Raw genomic sequence first — 19,284 nt, 5'->3', positions numbered from 1 at the left:
TCTTTACATCCACTTACCATTTCGTTTCAAGAGTCCTGTCGCCGCATCTTTTGCTGATTCTGTCAATCTATCATCTTTCACTCGTTCAACAAAAATCACAGGAGCCTGCTCTTCTGGTAAGAAAGCCAGAATGCGTTTCTGGTTATCCCGTACAGTAGCCACTAATTTTAATCTTGCCTGATTAAAGTATGGGAAACTACAACGATAACGAATGGTATGAGCACCTATTTCCTTGATTTCAATATCCATTGAATTGTCATTATAATAACCGACATTGGTATCTAAATCGATGAAGGACATCGCAATATGTGTCTGCTGCTCCTTTAGTAACTCATAGGAAAATTCAAATTCAAATTCCTCCTCAGGCATCAAATGAGGACGAGAGAGCAACTTAGCTGAAAAATGCTCCACCTCTAGTTGAACTGGCTGAGTTTCTGCTGCTGGGTCTTCTTCGACAACCGCTTGTGGAGCAGACATCACTGTATTGTCCAAACTATATTGATTGGCTACATCAGAAGGATTCCCAAGCGATTTGACGAGGCCATTTTCAATCAAGACTGCCCGATTACAATATTTTTTAACAGCGCCCATATCATGAGTGACGAGAATAGTTGTCTTGCCACTTTTCTTGCGTTCTTGGAAATAATCATTACATTTGCGTTGAAAGGCTTCATCACCGACTGCTAGAACTTCATCCAAAATCAAGATATCACCCTGCGCCTTAATAGCTACTGAAAAGGCTAGGCGAACCTGCATACCGCTAGAGTAATTCTTAAGTTTTTGATTCATAAACTCCTTGAGCTCAGCAAATTCAACAATATCATCATACATGGCATCCACTTCTTCTGTGGTAAAACCAAGCATAGCACCATTCATGTAGACATTTTCTCGCCCTGTTAATTCGGGATTGAAGCCAACTCCCAATTCAATAAAGGAAACCAGTTTCCCATCAATGGTTACTTTTCCTTTTTCAGGAACATAGATTTCTGAAATAATTTTTAATAGGGTTGATTTTCCTGACCCATTACGCCCAAGAATTCCAAAGAAATCCCCCTTGTAAACCTCAAAAGAAATATCTTTTAAAACATGCTGTTCACGGTAACCTTTAATTCCTTTAAAACGGTTCACCATAGCGGTACGTAAACTATAGGTTTGCTCCGTTGGCAAGCGGAAGAACTTACTAACGTGTTCAATTTTTACTGCAATGTTTTTTTCTGTCATTAAATAATCTCCGCAAAACGTTTGGCACTACGATTAAAAATGGTCAAGCCAAATGCAAAAACCACGGCAGGAATCAGATATGGAATCACAATATACCACCAGTGATTGGACATTTGCCAAATAGTAACATTAGCCTTATCAATCAATAAATAGCGCAAATCTTGGATAATTTGAGCCAATGGGCTCAACATCATAACTTTTGCTGCCGTAATGCTTTGGTTTGATACAAATGTAATGGGATAGATAATTGGCGTCGCATACATTCCAGCTTGCATCATTACTTCCCAGATTTGTCCCAAGTCTCGGAATTTGACAAATAATGTTGACAAGAGTAGCGCCACGCCAAACGCTAACAAGAAAAGCTCTAAGAATAGTAGCGGAGCAAAAATAGCACTCCAAGAAATGGATACCCCATTGATTAGTGCAAAAATCAAAACAACAACCAAGTTAATCCCAAAATTAATCATGGCACCACAGATGGCCGATAAAACGATAATATGCTTTGAAAAGCTTAATTTACGAAGTAGATCACCACGGCTGATAATCGATACCATTCCCATATTGGTTGCTTCTGAAAAGAACGACCAGATAACATTGGCTAATAAGAGTGCAACAGGGAAATGTGGTACATCACCACCCAAGCGCAGGAAACGAACAAAGACCACGTACATAATCGCAAACATCATGAGTGGTTTCAAGATAGACCAGAGATAACCGATAACAGACCCTTGGTAGCGTAATTTAAAATCAGTTTTTATCAATTCTTTTAAGAGAATTCGATTTTTCTTGGAAAGAATATCCATGTTTACTCCTTATAGGCAAATTTGGTCACGATTAAAATGGTAAAGACAAGAGTATGAAATCTCTTGTTTTTTCGCAAACCATATTTTTTTAATATTTTGTAACGTTCCAGCATAGGCTTCTCCATGATTGTCACAAATGCCTGTACTAATTCTTTTTTTTCTTTGGTCAATGGCAGAGCTAAGAGATGACTTGCTTGGGCTTGGCTACCTTTAATCAATTCCCAATACATGGAAAATAATAAGTATGGCCGCAACCATTTGTACATCCGCTTAGACCATGTCCGCGCGCCAAGAACGTTATTCCCATGCTGACGGTAAAGCTCCGTTGCTACATCAATATAAACCAGTTTTCCAAAAGCACTTGCTAAGAGAGCCAAGTACCAATCATGCATCAGAATAGCATCTGTTTCATTCCACAGTTGCACCAAGGCATGGTTGACCATGGATACACCACCCGTCACAGTATTTTCCGTCAATTCCTCTACCAATTCGGTATTGGCATGATCTGACTGGCTACGAATCATACTTTCCTGTACGACCTGTAAATTCTGGTCTACCACTTTCAAATCCGTATAAATCATGAGAGGCACTTCTGGCAGATATAAGTCTGCTTCATCCAAAGCTAGTTGTAATTTTTCAGGTAACCAAATATCATCTTGATCACTGAAAAAGTAAACATCCGCTTCTTCGTATTGAACCAAAGCATGAAAACTCTTGATAACTCCAAGGTTCTCGATATGTTCCTCATTGATCCAACGAATACGCTCATCTTTCGCCATAAATTGACGAATGACATCCGTCGTCCCATCCGTTGAACCATCATCACGAATCAAAAGATTCCAATCAGTAAAGGTCTGCGCTTGAATGCTTTCAATCTGTTGCGCTAAAAATTGCTCACCATTATAGGTGGACAATACTATATTTACTTTCATGATAAAAATAAGTCCTCATATTGACGGACAATTTCCTCCCAAGTATAGTAATCTTGCATATGTTTCTTGGCCTTTTGACCCAAATCTAGTGCTTCTTCTTGACCATCTATTTGATTAATCAAGGTCGACAACGAACCCACTTCTTTTTTCCAATAACGAACAGCATTGAGGGCAACTTTGCGATTAAAATCAACACCTAATACTAAGTTTTCGTTGGTTTGAGCTAGAGCTTCTAAAAGACTGGGATTTGTTCCACCTACTTCATGTCCATGGATATAGGCGCGACACTCTTGTCGAAGATATTTGAGTAATTCTTGGTCATACACTGTCCCAATAAACTTAATACGCCTATCTGACTCAAAGCCTGCTTCCTCTTTTAACTTTTGGAAATAAGTTGAACGTTCATGGTTCGTTACGATGACCAAATCACGTTTGGTATGGCTCGTCATAAATTCCTTGATAATCGTTACATAATTATTCTCAGGAACAAAGCGGCCAATTATGAGGTAAAATTCCTTTTCTTTAATAGCCCACTGTGCAAAACAACGGCGAACTTGCTCAGATTCTTTTGTTAACCTTGTTGGATTTAAATCAGTACCGTAGGCAATAAATCGTGTCCTAGTAGTGGAGTACTCAGCTCGGATATAGTCCTCAATGCCTTCATTATCTGCAATCATCAAATCAGCGTATTTAGCCATCATTTTTTCAGAAAATTTCAGATATGCTTGTACAGGTTTAGACCATTTGCTACGTTTCCACTCCAGCCCGTCTGGATTGACAAAGAGACTTCCTCCTACCGCATGAATCTGGTGGGCAAAAGGCGCAATAAAGGCCCCAATAGTATTTCCTAGAATATAAAAAACCGGCTTTTGAATTTGATCTTTTTTGATAAGGGATAAGGCATAGCGAATCGCCAGCATATCATAGGCAATCACGCGCGCAGATCCTAGTGCAGGAGGATTAATAGTAAAACAATCTGCCCCTTGATAATCCGTATGTATCTGGTGTGTCTGGTCTGACAAACAGGCCACATGATACTTTATATCCATATTATTTTGGCGAGTCACCAGTTGCTCGACAAAGGTCTCAAACCCACCATACTTGGCTGGCAATCCTCGACTACCAATGATAAAAACGTGTCTCATAATATCCTAAACTCTTAAAAAGTAATATCAGATAATTATACCATATTTACAGGCGAAAAACATAGAAAAAGCGAGGGTTCCCTGCCCCACCTATGAAAAACTGCACCCGATAGAACTTTTTATCGAATGCAGTTTCAAAAAATGTTTTATAGTCTTGTAGTTTACTTTTAGTACTAGGCAAGGAGCTGCAGGCTGTACTAGAGTACGGCAAAGCGAGTGAACGAAAGAATAAAAGATAAACGAAAGGACTATAACTAAAATCAAAGCTACTTCCGCTTCATTCCCCCAAGTCAAATGCCATTACAAGACCATAGACGCTTCGTATAGTCATTCCTATTCTGCATCTATACTCAAGTTGTTCTCTCATGTCAAGACTTCCCACGATAAACTGAAACAGATGACCTTTTATATGACCCTATCTCTTGTAGAGTGGATGCGGGCTCCAAGCTGTACAAAACCGCTGCGAAGTGTGTTCACTTACGGCAGGAGAATTTTTTAAACACTGGAAATCTTAGAGGTACGGTCACTTTTTAAACGCCCTTATATCTTGTGTAATTGAACTCGGGCTAAGCACTGTGTGAAAAAGAGAAACTTTCCTAGTGCCTTAGCACTGCGTCCAGTTTCCTATTTTCACTGTGTGCTTTACACGCCCTTGTATCTTGATGTAATTGAACTCGCCCTAAACTCTGCGTAAAAAAGAGAAACTTTCCTAGTGCCTTAGCACTGCGTCCAGTTTCCTATTTTCACTGTGTGCTTTACACGCCCTTGTATCTTGATGTAACTGAACTCGGGCTAAACTCTGCGTAAAAAAGAGAAACTTTCCTAGTGCCTTAGCACTGCGTCCAGTTTCCTATTTTCACTGTGTGCTTTACACACCCTTGTATCTTGATGTAATTGAACTCGCCCTAAACTCTGCGTAAAAAAGAGAAACCTTTGCTAGACGAAACGTCTTCGAAAAGTTTCCTAGTTTTACCTTGAGTTTTACGGGCTTGGTATCTTGATGTAACTGAACTCGGGCTAAGCACTGTGTGAAAAAGAGAAACTTTCCTAGTGCCTTAGCACTGCGTCCAGTTTCCTATTTTCACTGTGTGCTTTACACGCCCTCGTATCTTATATTTTTCTCTTGGCGATAAGAAGAGTTCCTATGCTAGCCATGAAGAAACCAAATAGTGTCATCATCAAGCCTTGAGTGCTAGAAGTTTTCGGTAAAATCTTGACTGATTCACCAGTAGGCACTACCTTTGGTGGTTCAATTTCTCCGACCCCATCCGGTTGACCGCTTGCTTCGCTCTCTAAACCGCCTTGACGCCCCGTACCTGGAGTTGGGGTGGAATTCTCAATTCCACTGGTAGCTGGTTCCTTAGGTTCTAATTGACGCGTTAGCTCCTCAATCCGCTGATCCATCTCTGTAAAGTCATAGGGAAACTCTGGTTGAGAAGCCGTTGCAAGGGCTTGACCATATTGAATAGTTTTAATATTTAATGCCTCTAAATCAATCGTTTCTTGAAGGAAGAGCTCCTTAAACTGGTTCTCTACTTCTGTAGCATATTGCTCATAGTCAGCAAGAACTGCCTTATTCTTAGCCAATACATCTAAGATAAGTTCTTTCATATACTTTAAGACAGCCAGTTCAACTTCCGGCGCTAACTCCTCTTCTTCTCCCTCTTCATACTTTGCAATCGTATCTTTGGCTTCCTGAATACCATAGCCATTAACCGCCACATGCATGGTCCAGAGGTAATGATAATGCGTAGCAATACTATTGATAAGGGATTGTTGAATCCCCTTCAATACAGCTATTTGTTCCGGTGTTAAGCCACTTTCTATTTCAGCATTCTCTTCATCCCAAACCTTAGTAGCTGTTTCACGAGCAGTATCCCACATTCCTTTGAGCACAGTTTCATAAAATTCCTGCATATCTACTCGTAGTTTAGCATGGACATACTCCTCAATACCGGCCTTTTCTTCAGCTGTTAGCTCATAGGACTTAACCTGAACCGTTTCTGCCGCTACAGGTAAAGTGGCGAAAACTGGAAGCGTACTTCCCCCTAATAGACTAAGGGCTAGCCCTGCCTGCAATAATGTTTTCGTCATCTTGTTCTTTTTCATCTTATCTCCTCCTCAAATACATTACTTCCCCTGCTGGTAAAAGGCCTCTAGTGCCTCCTGCCAGGTCGGAATGTGAAAACCTGTTGCCTTAGCTTTTTCCAGACTCATGGTTGAGTTAAATGGACGTTTGGCCTTAGCTGGGAATTGGCTTGAATCTACTGGAACTACCTTGGTAGCTGTATCTTTCAAAATTTCCGTCGCGAAGTCGAACCAAGTGGTATCTTCTTTGGCATCATTGGACAAATGGTAGTAACCAAATGCTTGCTTGGTATCTACTAGGTAAACCATAAATTCTGCCAGAGTCCGAGTCCAGGTAGGACGACCATGTTGGTCATTGACAACGGTCAAGGTATCTCGGGTCTGAGCAAGATTTTGCATGGTAAAGACAAAATTTTTCCCGTAATTTCCGAATACCCAAGCTGTACGCACAGTATAGAACTTACTCGCATATTTCTCTACTGCTTCCTCACCCAGGCGCTTGGTGCGACCGTATTCAGATTGTGGATCTGGCTGATCATCTACCTGCCACTCTTGTCCAACTGGTAAGTCTCCGTTAAAGACATAATCTGTCGAAATATAGACCAAGGTTGCCCCGTATTGCTCAGCAGCTTTGGCAATATTTTCAGAACCTAGCACGTTGATAGCGTAGTTCAAGTCCTTTCCTTGGTCTTCAGCCATATCAACCGCAGTATAGGCTGCGCAGTGGTAGACGATTTTTGGTCTGACTTTTTCAAAGAAAGCAGCCACCTTTTCAGCATCGGTAATATCCATTTCTGCCACATCCGCTGCAACATATTCAGTACCACGTTCATCCAAGAGATGACGTAACTCTGTCCCTAATTGTCCATTACTTCCTGTAATTAAAATCATATTTGACTCCTTTATCTGTTACCTTTTTTCTTTCAAGTTTGGAAAGTTAGCCTCTTTTATAATATAGATTGGACGTTTCTTTGTCTCAGTAAAAATCTTACCGATATATTTTCCAAGAATACCTATACTTAGTAATTGTAAGCCGCCTAAAAACAAAATGATTGATACCAGTGACGGCCAACCTGCAGTTGGGTCTCCAAAGAGAAGCGTTCGGATTATCACAACACACATTAAGATAAATGCCAGTATACAAGAGGTTACTCCAGCAAGAAATGATACCGTTAAGGGGGCATCAGAAAAATTAACAATCCCCTCTAGTGAGTAACTAACTAGTTGCCAAAAACTCCAACTAGTCGTTCCTGCAACACGTTCAACATTCTCGTATTCTAAGTAAGCTGTTTTAAAACCAACCCAGGCAAAGATACCCTTTGAAAAACGATTGTACTCTGTAATTTCTAAAATAGCATCCACCATCGGACGTCTCATCAGGCGAAAATCACGTGCCCCATCCACCATTTCAACCTGGCTAATTCGATTAATTAGTTTATAAAATTGCTTCGCAAAAAAACTTCGAATAGGGGGTTCTCCATCTCGTGTTATACGCCTGGTACCTACACAATCCAAATCTAAATCTGCCTCTAGCAGCTCTTTCATTTTCACCAGTAATTCTGGTGGATCTTGTAAGTCCACATCCATGACTGTTATCAATTCTCCAGTAGCATGTTGTAAACCAGCAAATAGAGCAGCTTCTTTCCCAAAATTTCGAGAGAAAGAAAGGAAATGGACACTTTCTTCCTGACTACTTAAATGGCGTAAGATATCAAGAGTCCCATCTGTAGAGCCATCATTAATAAAAATATACTCTAATTCCATCCCTATTTGACCCTTGATCTTCTCTACTGCTTCAAAAAATAAGGGAATGGTTTCTTGCTCATTAAAACAGGGGACTATAATTGAGAGTATCACTTATCTTTTACTCCTTTCTATGCTTTTTTCTAATCCATCTTTCTATCAGATGTATGTCAAGCTTACGATTATTGCAATCTACCCAAACATACTCTTCCTGCACTTATCATAGCACAAAACTAACCAAAATAAAAGTCTATATCCACTGATGAAGAATAATTTAATGATCTTACAGCCATTTCGTTTATCTTTCATTACTTGGTTAACTCGCTTTTCCGTACTCTAGTACAGCCTGCAGCTCATTGTCTAGTACTAAAAATAAACGAAACGGCTATAACATCCCTATGTCACATCGCTTACATTTTACTAGACTAATTGAATGTTACAAATTAGGGAATATAAAATGAAATAGAAATTGAAATATATTTTACAGGCTTACTAGATAAAGTGCGTAGCTGAGACGCTATATCCATACACATTAAACACAGGGAAGATATGAATACAGCAAACAGCCCTTATCATTTCAAACAATATTGATAAGGGCTACTGTATCTATTTAATCACTTTTTGGGTCTTAGCATAGTTGGCTTCAACGGCTTCTTTTTCAGCCTGCCACCAGTCCGCATTGTCTGTGTACCACTTAATCGTTTCTTCCAGACCTGCTTCAAAATTGGTAAATTCTGGTTTCCAGCCCAATTCATCACGAAGTTTACTTGCATCAATCGCATAGCGTAAATCGTGACCTGCACGATCTGTTACGTGGTCATAAGCATCGGTAGCCTGCCCCATTTTCTCTAGGATTAGTTCTAAGACTTCCTTATTGTTTTTCTCACCGTCCGCACCAATTAGATACGTTTCCCCAATTTGTCCTTTTGTCAAGATAGTCCAAACACCTGATGAGTGATCGTTGGTATGAATCCAGTCACGAACATTTTTCCCTTCCCCATACAATTTTGGCTTGATACCACTCAAAATATTGGTAATCTGACGTGGAATAAATTTTTCAATGTGTTGGTAAGGACCATAGTTATTTGAACAATTAGAAATAGTTGCTCTGACACCGAACGAGCGCACCCATGCTTTCACAATCAAGTCAGAAGCTGCCTTGGTTGATGAATAGGGTGAGCTTGGATTGTACTTGGTTTCAGCGGTGAATTTCTCACCTGGTCCCTCTCCATGACCTGGCAAATCTTCACGAAGCGGAAGATCCCCATAAACTTCATCGGTTGAAACATGATGGAAGCGAATATCATACTTACGAGCCGCTTCTAAGAGGGTATAGGTCCCAATAAAGTTGGTATGAATAAAGGGACTTGGATCGTTAAGCGAGTTGTCATTGTGGCTTTCTGCTGCATAATGAACAATGGCATCTGCTGTTGCGGCCAGCTTGTCCACCAATTCAGCATCTGCAATATCTCCAACGACCAGCTCCACGCGCTCACCGAGGATTTCTACGAGATTCGCGCGATTGCCCGCATAGGTCAACTTATCCAAGACGGTCACGTGAACATCTGGATGATTGTTATAGACATAATGCACAAAGTTTGAGCCGATAAAACCAGCCCCACCTGTAACGATGATATTTTTAAATTCAGACATAATCTCTCCAAAAAATTATTGTTTCTTGTTTGACTTTCATCTTAAACGGTACAGCCAGTAGCGGCTTTCTATCAGAATTCCATACCTACAACACCGCCTCTAAAGTCATACTGTTTCCATAACCAGTAATCTCCTCACCTACTGGTCATTCTACCGTGGCGTCGAATAAGCGTCAGACCTGCTTCGTTCGCTCACCTATTTTCCTAACATTTGTTTTAAATAATCAATTTTCGCAAAATCTTTTTGGTTATTATTCTCTGCCCGATAGCTGTCCTTTGAGGAAGCTTGATAGATTTTAAGGTATTGCTCAAGTGTAGGAAGATAAAACGACACACCATCCTGCACTTCTACTTGTAAATCTTTCAAAGGAATTCCTGCAAATTCAGGTAGAGAATTCATTCCACCAAATTCAACAGAAAGTCCCTCCTTTTGAAATTCATGCTCGTGGCGATCAACTAAACGATAGCCTAAATTTTCCATGATTTGGTTAAGAACATCAAATTGGTCAATACGACTTTCATCAGGTGCTTCCCAACCACGAGGATCGCTAGGGACATGAATATCAATATCCTGTGGAGTCCAGACCTCTCCTGTGCGAATTTCTAAACCAAGGCTTCCCATCAAAAGTGGAACAATCCCAACTTTATTAAGCTGCTCTGCTATTTCCAAAAAGCTACTAAACATTTTACAAATCTTCTTTTCTTGACGGCTTGACATCCTTGAGCATTGGATGATTCTTATCTGCTTCAGAGACTTCTGCCTCATCCAGATTTTCCCACTCAATCCCCAAACTCGGATCGGCATAGTTGACAAAGGCATACTTTGGTTTTAATTCCAAGGCCCAATAATCATTGACCAAATAGCTGTAGGCTACTGTATCTGACAAAACTTGAAAGCCATTTGCCACACCGCGTGGTACAAAAATTCCTTTGCTTGCATCAATCTCTGTTTGATAGACATTTCCAAACGTATCACCCTCACGCAAGTCGACCCAAGAACCTAGCACTTTACCACCGTCAGCAATAGAAATGTACTTGTCCCAAGGCTCAGCATGCAAACCACGCAAGACATTCTTGCGAGAAAAGCTGACGTTATTCTGCAATTTCCCCTCTGCAAAAAAACTCTCAGGAAAACCTATAGGTAGCATTTTTTCCTTTTGAAAATTTTCTTTAAACCAACCGCGGTTATCGCCGTGAACAGGAATATCAAATTCCAGCATGCCAGGAATGGCATCAATCTTTCTAGCTGCTAAGGTTTTACCAAAAAAATTCTCTGTCATTAAGCCTCTCCAATCAGACGGAGCAAGTATTGTCCGTACTCATTTTTCTTCAATGATTGGGCAAGTTCATATACTTGCTCTTTTGTAATGTAACCCATGCGGTAGGCAATTTCTTCAAGGTTTGCCACTTGAACATTTTGCAAGCGTTGCACGGTTTCAATGTACTGTGCAGCTTCTAATAAGCTCTCATGCGTACCTGTATCAAGCCAGGCAAAACCACGTCCCATAAGCTCTACAGACAAGTCGCCCCGCTCTAAATAAGCCTTGTTAACATCTGTAATTTCTAGTTCTCCACGAGGAGAGGGCTTGATATTTTTAGCAATCTCTACCACGTCATTATCATAAAAATAAAGTCCAGTCACGGCAAAATTTGATTTTGGTGTTTCCGGCTTTTCTTCGATAGAGATAGCATTCATGTCCTCATCAAATTCGACCACACCAAAACGTTCTGGGTCTTTTACTTGATACCCAAAGACCGTTGCTCCTTTTTCCTTGCTTGCTGCACGTTGGAGCATCTTAGTCAAGCCATTTCCATGGTAAATATTGTCCCCTAGAACAAGGGCTACTGAATCATCACCGATAAAATCTTCTCCAATAATAAAAGCTTGGGCAAGACCGTCTGGACTTGGTTGTACCGCATAAGAAAGGGAAATACCAAGCTCAGAGCCATCCCCTAACATTTCTTCAAAGCGTGGCAAATCTGTCGGTGTTGAGATAATCAAAATATCCTTAATACCAGCCAACATGAGAGTTGATAAGGGATAATAAACCATCGGTTTATCGTAAATAGGCATCAATTGTTTAGACGCTGCACGGGTCAAGGGATACAAACGTGTCCCAGAACCTCCTGCGAGAATAATACCTTTCATAGTTGCAAAAGCCTTTCAATCTTATTTGTTCTATTCTACCATTTTTCGACCAACCTGTCACCTATTAGTAAGATACCAGGGGGCGCTTAAAAACGACCGTATCTTGAGAGCAACCCTATCCATGAGCGAACATAGTTCACAACAGCGACAGCAAAAATTTAAAAACCTCGAAAAATCCTAATTCCACCATATCTGTAAAGCAGGCTATGCCTGCTTTACAGATGATATGGAAGAAACTATCCAGCGGAGAGTTTCTTAGGCAACAGGGTACACTGTGTGCTTTACACGCCCCCGTACTTTATAGATGACGAAATGGATTGGTGGATACAGTTGATCCCTCAATGGTAATCCCCCAGTTCTCTTTCGCTGCCCATTCTTTGATTTTTTGAGTCACTTTCTCCACAAAGAGCACCTCAATATGATGCCCTGGATCAATAGCCAACAAACCCTGAGTTAACATTTCTTGAGCAGTATGATAGTAAATATCGCCTGTAATATAGACATCAGCCCCTTTTTCAAGTGCTTCCTTGTAAAAACGACTACCCGTCCCTCCGCAAATTGCAACACGCTCAACATATTGCTGAGCTTGATGGCCATAAGTCACTAAACGAACTGCATCTAAGTCAAAGACCTGCTTGACCTTGAGAGCTAATTCTTCTAAGGTCTGCTCTTGTACAACTCCAATCCGACCGATCCCATGACCTGCCTGCGTTTCATGAAAATAGGTCGTATCCTTGATGTCTAAGAGCTCACAGAACCAATCATTTAACCCTCCCTCCACGACATCGATATCAGTATGGCTAACATAGACTGCAATATCATGCTTGATAAGATCCAGATAGATTTTCGCCTGCAGATCATCTGCTACCAAATGGGAAATCGGACGGAAAATCGGGGCGTGCTTGACAATGATTAAGTCGATATTTTTATCAATGGCTTCCGCAACCGTTGTTTCACGAATATCAAGTGCTACCATGACTTTTTGAATATCCTTATTTAACGTACCAATCTGAAGCCCCGACACGTCATCTTCCATAGATAGACTTGACGGGCAAAAGGCTTGGTATCGTTCAATGACTTTACTTGCTAACATCTAGCACCTCCTTGATATGCTGTATTTTTTCCTCAATATGGTTACGCTCCACCTCATGCTCTGTTGGAATTTGATCCAGTGCATGTTGCAATTTATCTATTTCTAACTCCCATTTTTTTTGGAAAACAGGAGAAACTTTCTGCAATAGATAGGGACCAAAGCGTCTTTCCATAGCCGTGAGTGTTTGGCTCCCTGGCTCTGCCACCAAAATCTCATAAAATTTCCCATGTTCTTCTATCATATTTTCTGCTACCAACTTGAAACCATGCTTTTCTAGCCACACCCGCACATCATCTTCTCGGTTGTTGGGCTGTAAGATAAGACGTTCAATCTGATTGAGCTTATCTTTTCCTGCTTCTAGGATGTCCGCTATCAAGCGTCCACCCATACCAGCAATGGTAATCGTGGTCATCTGGTCTACTTCTTCAAAGGCAGCAAGACCATTTGCAAGACGAACCTCAATGCAGTCTTTATGGTCGGAATTCTGCACATTTTGTAGGGCTGATTGATAGGGGCCTTGTACAACTTCTCCTGCAATAGCATAGGAAATCACGCCCCTTTCTACCAAAAAAAGAGGGAGATAAGCATGGTCACTCCCTACATCTACCAAACGAGCATCTTGTGGCACAAACTGGGCCACCATTTCCAAACGTTTTGAGATTTTTTGTTTCATCTTCTACTCTTTCCAATAATCCATGGCTTCTAAGAAATCCGCTGATACAGAGATATTCCGGGGCTGCTGCCCTTCTCGCTCAACCCGTTTTGCCTCCACTTGTGCAACCGTCGTAATCCCCTCACGGCGCCAATTCCGTAAAATAGCTTGGATATACTTCCAATTCGTCTTATTATTAAATACAGCTTCCCGTAAGGCTTCTCGTACCACATCTGGCGAAGTTAAATCATCATTCAACGTTTTTTGTAGATCTTCAATCTCAAGCGGAGACAACAATCGACCTAACTCTACTTCAAAGTCTGCCACTAATTGCTTCAGGTCATAACGGGCTGGTTGAGGCTCTTGTAATGAGGTGTCAGACTGCAAAAGAGCATCTAGCTTTTCCAAGGCAGGTGAGGCATCAAAAATCATCTCAATTTCCCCAGATAGATTGATGGTCTTAAAATCCAACAAGCCCGCTTCTTGCAACTGTTCAATCGAACGATTGATTTCAGAAATAGACTTACCGCAGGCTTGAGCAATCTGGCTAGGTGCTAGTCCTTCGATATTACTAGTATTTTGATAGAAGAAAAATTGCCAGACAACATACTCATCTGCTGAGGGAAATAAATCCTTAAAATGAAAGAGTAAATCTGGTGGTAAGACCAGATAACCTTTCTGAAATTGCTGTAAATAATTCATAGTTCCTCTTTAATATAGTCTTTTGACTTTGGTAGTAGGCAAGGGGCATAGGTACAACTGATACTCATCAAACCTCTATTTCTATCTCACTCTTTCAAGCTTCAGCTCCCCTTTGGTTTTTAGAGAAGACTAGCCTCATCTCCAAGCTTTGACAATTCTCCATTATGAAAGCCCATCAGGTATTGATTTTGATAGAGGGCTATCCCTTTCAAAATTAGAAGAAAAATAGGAATTCTTGTAGTTTAAGCCTCTATCAATAGTGCAACAAGACCTTATAGTCGTAATCACCAATCGCTTCGCGTCCTTTCAAATCATCTAATTCAATCAAGAAGGCACAACCTGCAACGATACCACCCAAGCGTTCAACCATTTCAATGGTTGCCTTGACCGTACCACCGGTTGCCAATAAGTCATCGACAATTAAAACGCGCTGACCAGGCTTAATAGCATCTGAATGCATGGTTAGAGTGTCCACACCATATTCTTTTTCGTAGTCTGCTGAAATCACTTCGCGCGGCAACTTCCCTGGCTTACGTACAGGAGCAAAGCCTATACCAAGCTCAAAAGCAACCGGACACCCCACGATAAAACCACGGGCTTCAGGTCCCACAATCATGTCAATTTTCTTATCTGTCGCGTATTGGACAATCTCTCGGACGGCGTAACTATAGGCATTTCCATTGGCCATTAAGGGACTAATATCGCGGAAAGTAATTCCCTCCTGCGGATAATTCTCAATCGAAGCAATATAATCTTTTAAATTCATTATGTTCTCACTTTATATTTAATCTGTTTTATGAACACTCTTAGAACCTATATTTACAGTTTTACACTCCATTCAAGACCACCTTTCCCTACTTATCGTTCGTTGTTCGACATACAGCCCGCATCCTTTCAAACAACCTCTCTTGATAATCGAAACGTGAAATTTTGAATCAAATTGCCTCACTTGTGCATACAGATTCTTAAACATCAATGTTTGATAAAATGCCACAGCTTAAGGCAAAATAACAAGACCAAACATTGAGGTTTAATGAGCATTACTTCTTATTATACCATGTTTTCCCCATTTAGAAGACTTAAAAGGTTGCAAAATTGCTAGTCTTGAGCCAACCATTTTTCAACCTCTTTTTCATAGGGATACTTTTTATGGATTGTAGCTAGTAATTCTTCATTATGAGTATGAAGATTTCCTTGGTAGAGCAAGTCCTCATATAATTGTAGATAAGGAAGCTCTTTCTTTCTTGCCAAGGCTAACTCTGCTTCTACATCGTAGGCGACCTTATAGAAGTGTAGTGCAGGAATCCCCTGTTCATCCAGTTCCAAGATAGTATACTGGGCACGCAAATCTTTCTTCAATGGCTCCCAAGGAAAATAGGGTTGCCCAATGGACCCTGGATTGACAATCAGTTGCCCCTGACTGCCATAACGAAGCAACTGCATGTGTACATGACCAAAAACGACAATATCATGCTGGTTATCCTCAAATAATTTGTCAAATTCTTCCTGCGGTGCATGATGAACCAGGTTTCGACCATGCTTTTTCCCTGGTAAGTGATGATAGAGTCCAACCTGCAAGCCAGCTACCGTTTTTAGGGCAGTATCCGAAAAGGAAGAAAGATAAAGCAAGTCTGCTGGTTCCAATCGCTCCAAGACATACTGACACATTCGATAAAAGTAGACTTGACTGGCAGACTGTAAAAGAGGGGGCTTCTGTTTTCGCTGCTGATTGACGAGCAGCATGTTCTCCTCCCAGTTTCCCTTTAAACAAGCTGTTAAAGACAACTGCCGTAACAAAGCTAGTAAGTCCTTATCTCCCGGTCCCGGCAATAAGACATCACCCAAGAGCCAATATTCATCGACACCTTGCGCTTTTGCATGCGCAATCACTGCTTTCAAAGCAGTCAGATTTCCATGGATATCTGCCAAAATCCCGATCCGTTTCTTCATTACTTCTCCATAAGGTAGTCATAGATTTCCTGAACCGTTCCAAGTGCCATCAGCTCTTGCTCTGCCACTTGCTTTTTCAGTTGCTGGTAAATGGTACTCTCGCTAATTTCGCGTTTTGCTGCTTCCTTATTGACCGTCATGACACCGTCTATAATCGTGACAAAGTCTAATTCTTGGAAAATTTGAATCATCTTAATCAAGAGCGGTGCATTGATTTTGAGATAGCGAGCTAGTTCCTCTAATTTGTAACGTACATCAAATTCCTTGAACTGAGAAACTGCCTTATAAAGGCGCGTGAACTGCTCCCTGCTGCCATAACCATCCAAGTAGTAAGGAACTGCGATATCATTTTTAAAATAAATGGCCTGAAAATCATGTGCTTGTAGCAAGTCTTTCAACACTTGTACATCATCTGGAATCGTTGCGATTCCGATTGCTTGCTGATCTATCACATCTGGAAGATCTTTTTCAGCATCAATCACTAAAACATCTGCTGGGAAATTTGCTTTTTTACTACGTAGATTATACAGTTGAACTCCCTCTACTCGTAAATCAACTAGCATCAGCTGCAAGGTCGTCTGTCCATTCCATTGGTTAACCGCTAGACGAGCAGCTAACTCTAACTTCTTACTCTGAGAAATTTCAAGAGCCAAATGACCCAGTCCAAAAGCAACCACATCAAAACTAGCCTGCCCTTTTTTGATACGGAATTTAAGATGTGCATTTTGCTGTCCCATGGTTCGAGCTGACTCGACCTGAAAATCCTTGATATAAAAGACAGGTTTTTTATGATCCATACCGTAGGGCGCCAAGCTCTCAAAAGACTTCAGGGTATTGAGGGTCAATTCCTCCAGATCTAATTCCTCATCTAGCAACAATTCCCCCTTGCTCACTTGATCCAATCCATTATCTAAGATATAGGTCGAAAGAAGAGCAGCCAAATCTTCTAGCTTATCTACCTCTAAGGTCATTCCCGCTGCACCTGCATGCCCACCAAAGGCAAGAAATAAATCCTGATGATCTTTCAAGGCTTCAAAAATATCAATCGAAGCAACCGAGCGTGCAGAGCCTTTTGCCCTCCCCTCATCAATCGCTAAGACAATGACTGGTTGTTGCAATTCCTCCAGCAAACGCCCTGCAACAATCCCTAAAACTCCTGGATTCCAGCCTTCCTTAGCCAAAACCTGTACAGGTTTTTCTTTGTCAATCATCATCTTTGCTTCATCATAAATGGCTTGAACAATGTCCTTACGTTCGGTATTTTTACCATTAATCATCTGAGCGATGACCTGCGCTTGCTCCTCATCAAATCCTGTCAGTAATTCAATAGCTGGATTGGGATCATCCAGACGCCCCAAGGCATTCAAGCGTGGTGCTAATTGAAAGCCTACCGTTTCTTCTGTCACATTTTCAGGACTAATCTCAGCGAAGCTCATCAACTCCTGCAAGCCAAGCCGTTCTGTCTGCTTCAGCATAGACAAGCCATATTTAACCAAAATTCGATTTTCACCCGTCAAGCTAACCATATCTGCAATAGTACCAATCGCTACTAAATCGAGCCACTCTAACTGCACCATTTCTAACAAGGCACAAGCCAGTTTAAAGGCTACACCGCATCCTGCCAGATGAGGAAAAGGATAGTGTCCAGCCGGATGCTCTGGGTGAATGATAGTATAGGCATTTGGCAAACTTTCTGGTAGAGAATGGTGATCCGTCACAATGACATCAACACCAACACTCTGTGCATAGTCAATCGCTTCATGCCCTGCCACACCATTATCTACCGCGACAATCAAGGACACTCCTTGCTGTTCAATAAAATATTTGTAGACCGACTGATTGGGACCATACCCATCTGTAAAACGATTGGGCAGATAGACCAAGCATTCAGCCCCTAGTTCCTCCAAGGCTTCCTTAACAATGGAAGCTGACGTCATCCCATCAGCATCATAGTCACCGTAAACTAGAATTAGCTCGTTCTCTTCAATCGCACGGCGAATCCGCACTACAGCCTCTTTCATCCCATGCAGCAAATACGGATCATGCAAGTCCTCTAAACTAGGATGTAAAAATTTTTTGAGAGCTTCTTCTGACTGTATTCCTCGTGTATAAAGGAAATTGGCCACAACCAGGTCCAGTCCCTCTTTTTGGGCTACTTTCACAAAGTTTTCATCTGAAATCGTTGGAACCAAACTCCACTCATATGTTGATTGTATCACTCTTCTTCTCCTTATATCCTTTGAACCTTACCATTCAACTGTATTCATATTCAGCAGATACTTACCAAACATCAACATGTAGCATTTTTGATATTCTCTCCACTATCTAGCACAAGCAACATTCTTTGGGTTTTCCTGACTCATTGTTGCATCTATCGTTTCAAAATATCGTTCATAGCACCGACTTTACTATTTGCTACCGTTCCTACCCACTACAAAAGGAGGACTTTCTGAGTCCCCTCATTTCCACTCCTTTTAGCTTAGCTAATAGGTAGGGAACATTAACTGCTTCTGAAATGCTGGTTTCGATGTTTGTTTTTTTGTTAATACTCGTCAAAAATCAACATCTTTCCGTCATTCACTCATCTTGCTGGTCTTCCGTTCTACGTCGGTTTAAGAGGAGGAAAGCTTTGCTACCCTTATCTCCAACCTTTCACAATTCCCAATGGTGAAAGCTAATCAGACGTTGATGTGATAGTCTTTTAGTTTGCTTTTAGTACTAGGTAACGACCTGCAGGCTGTACCAGAGTACAACAAAGCGAGGGAACGAAATAATATAGCCGTTTCGTTTATTTTTAGTACCAGGTAACGAGTCGCAGGTAGTACTGAAGTACAGCAAGACGAGTTAACGAAGGAATAAAAAATATAAACGAAAGGACTATAGAGAGTATAAATAGACTATCTGCCTATCATTATACCATGAAGCAGCTTTATCGTCAGCTATGGATAAACAAAAAAAGAAGTAGGACAAGATCACGATCTCATAGAAATCGACTGTCCTCTCTTCTTTATTCTCGTCTGAACCACATTATCTACTGACCAATCGCTTTTTACTACTCACATGACTTGACACTTTGGACTATTTTCTGCTAGACATGCCTGAGAAAATAACTTTCCCAACATCTGGATTAAATGAGAAAGATGTATGACAATAT

The 19,284-nt window shown here is 41.0% G+C and carries 17 protein-coding genes; all 17 read right to left on the bottom strand.

What is annotated here, in order from left to right:
* Positions 1 to 3: 3 nt before the first annotated feature.
* The gene (locus tag E4T79_RS01415; protein ID WP_135026949.1) at positions 4 to 1,221 is read right to left on the bottom strand and encodes an ABC transporter ATP-binding protein; all 1,218 of its coding nucleotides are present in this window, start codon (positions 1,219 to 1,221) and stop codon (positions 4 to 6) included.
* A complete protein-coding gene (locus E4T79_RS01410; protein WP_135026948.1) occupies positions 1,221 to 2,024 on the bottom strand; it encodes an ABC transporter permease in 804 nt (267 codons plus the stop codon). Before E4T79_RS01410 ends, E4T79_RS01415 begins: the two co-directional genes overlap by 1 nt.
* A gap of 2 nt (positions 2,025 to 2,026) precedes the next feature.
* Positions 2,027 to 2,956, bottom strand: a complete 930-nt coding sequence (locus E4T79_RS01405) for a glycosyltransferase family 2 protein (RefSeq protein ID WP_135026947.1) — start codon at positions 2,954 to 2,956, stop codon at positions 2,027 to 2,029.
* Positions 2,953 to 4,101: a DUF1972 domain-containing protein gene (locus tag E4T79_RS01400; protein WP_135026946.1), complete on the bottom strand. Its 1,149-nt coding sequence runs from the start codon at positions 4,099 to 4,101 to the stop codon at positions 2,953 to 2,955. Before E4T79_RS01400 ends, E4T79_RS01405 begins: the two co-directional genes overlap by 4 nt.
* Positions 4,102 to 5,211: 1,110 nt before the next feature.
* Complete coding sequence (locus E4T79_RS01395) at positions 5,212 to 6,210, bottom strand: LPXTG cell wall anchor domain-containing protein (protein ID WP_135026945.1); 999 nt, start codon at positions 6,208 to 6,210, stop codon at positions 5,212 to 5,214.
* Between the two features lie 21 nt (positions 6,211 to 6,231).
* A complete protein-coding gene (gene rfbD, locus E4T79_RS01390; protein ID WP_135026944.1) occupies positions 6,232 to 7,080 on the bottom strand; it encodes a dTDP-4-dehydrorhamnose reductase in 849 nt (282 codons plus the stop codon).
* A gap of 18 nt (positions 7,081 to 7,098) precedes the next feature.
* Complete coding sequence (locus E4T79_RS01385) at positions 7,099 to 8,046, bottom strand: glycosyltransferase family 2 protein (RefSeq protein WP_135026943.1); 948 nt, start codon at positions 8,044 to 8,046, stop codon at positions 7,099 to 7,101.
* Between the two features lie 492 nt (positions 8,047 to 8,538).
* Entirely contained in the window at positions 8,539 to 9,585 is a 1,047-nt protein-coding gene (gene rfbB, locus E4T79_RS01380) for a dTDP-glucose 4,6-dehydratase (protein WP_135026942.1), read from the bottom strand.
* A gap of 195 nt (positions 9,586 to 9,780) precedes the next feature.
* Positions 9,781 to 10,269, bottom strand: a complete 489-nt coding sequence (locus tag E4T79_RS01375) for a phosphoribosylanthranilate isomerase (protein WP_135026941.1) — start codon at positions 10,267 to 10,269, stop codon at positions 9,781 to 9,783.
* A gap of 1 nt (position 10,270) precedes the next feature.
* Positions 10,271 to 10,864: a dTDP-4-dehydrorhamnose 3,5-epimerase family protein gene (locus E4T79_RS01370; protein ID WP_135026940.1), complete on the bottom strand. Its 594-nt coding sequence runs from the start codon at positions 10,862 to 10,864 to the stop codon at positions 10,271 to 10,273.
* A complete protein-coding gene (rfbA, locus tag E4T79_RS01365; protein ID WP_135026939.1) occupies positions 10,864 to 11,733 on the bottom strand; it encodes a glucose-1-phosphate thymidylyltransferase RfbA in 870 nt (289 codons plus the stop codon). The genes E4T79_RS01370 and rfbA overlap by 1 nt, the downstream gene beginning before the upstream one ends.
* Positions 11,734 to 12,031: 298 nt before the next feature.
* Positions 12,032 to 12,826, bottom strand: a complete 795-nt coding sequence (locus E4T79_RS01360; protein WP_135026938.1) for a Nif3-like dinuclear metal center hexameric protein — start codon at positions 12,824 to 12,826, stop codon at positions 12,032 to 12,034.
* Positions 12,813 to 13,499 carry a tRNA (adenine(22)-N(1))-methyltransferase TrmK gene (locus E4T79_RS01355; RefSeq protein WP_135026937.1) on the bottom strand — a complete coding sequence of 229 codons (687 nt, stop codon included), beginning with the start codon at positions 13,497 to 13,499 and terminating at the stop codon, positions 12,813 to 12,815. The genes E4T79_RS01360 and E4T79_RS01355 overlap by 14 nt, the downstream gene beginning before the upstream one ends.
* Positions 13,500 to 13,502: 3 nt before the next feature.
* Positions 13,503 to 14,180 (bottom strand): DnaD domain-containing protein, encoded by a 678-nt coding sequence (locus E4T79_RS01350; RefSeq protein ID WP_135026936.1) that lies wholly within the window; start codon positions 14,178 to 14,180, stop codon positions 13,503 to 13,505.
* 253 nt (positions 14,181 to 14,433) lie between these two features.
* A complete protein-coding gene (locus E4T79_RS01345) occupies positions 14,434 to 14,946 on the bottom strand; it encodes an adenine phosphoribosyltransferase (RefSeq protein ID WP_135026935.1) in 513 nt (170 codons plus the stop codon).
* Positions 14,947 to 15,278: 332 nt separating this feature from the next.
* On the bottom strand, positions 15,279 to 16,130 hold the full coding sequence (locus E4T79_RS01340; RefSeq protein ID WP_135026934.1) for a metallophosphoesterase family protein: 852 nt from the start codon (positions 16,128 to 16,130) through the stop codon (positions 15,279 to 15,281).
* Entirely contained in the window at positions 16,130 to 18,349 is a 2,220-nt protein-coding gene (gene recJ, locus E4T79_RS01335) for a single-stranded-DNA-specific exonuclease RecJ (RefSeq protein ID WP_135026933.1), read from the bottom strand. The genes E4T79_RS01340 and recJ overlap by 1 nt, the downstream gene beginning before the upstream one ends.
* Between the last annotated feature and the right edge of the window lie 935 nt (positions 18,350 to 19,284).

Source organism: Streptococcus sp. LYSM12 (assembly GCF_004569635.1).
Lineage (GTDB): Bacteria > Bacillota > Bacilli > Lactobacillales > Streptococcaceae > Streptococcus.
Note: the sequence above shows the minus strand (reverse complement) of the source record. Positions and strands in the feature narration are given on the sequence as shown.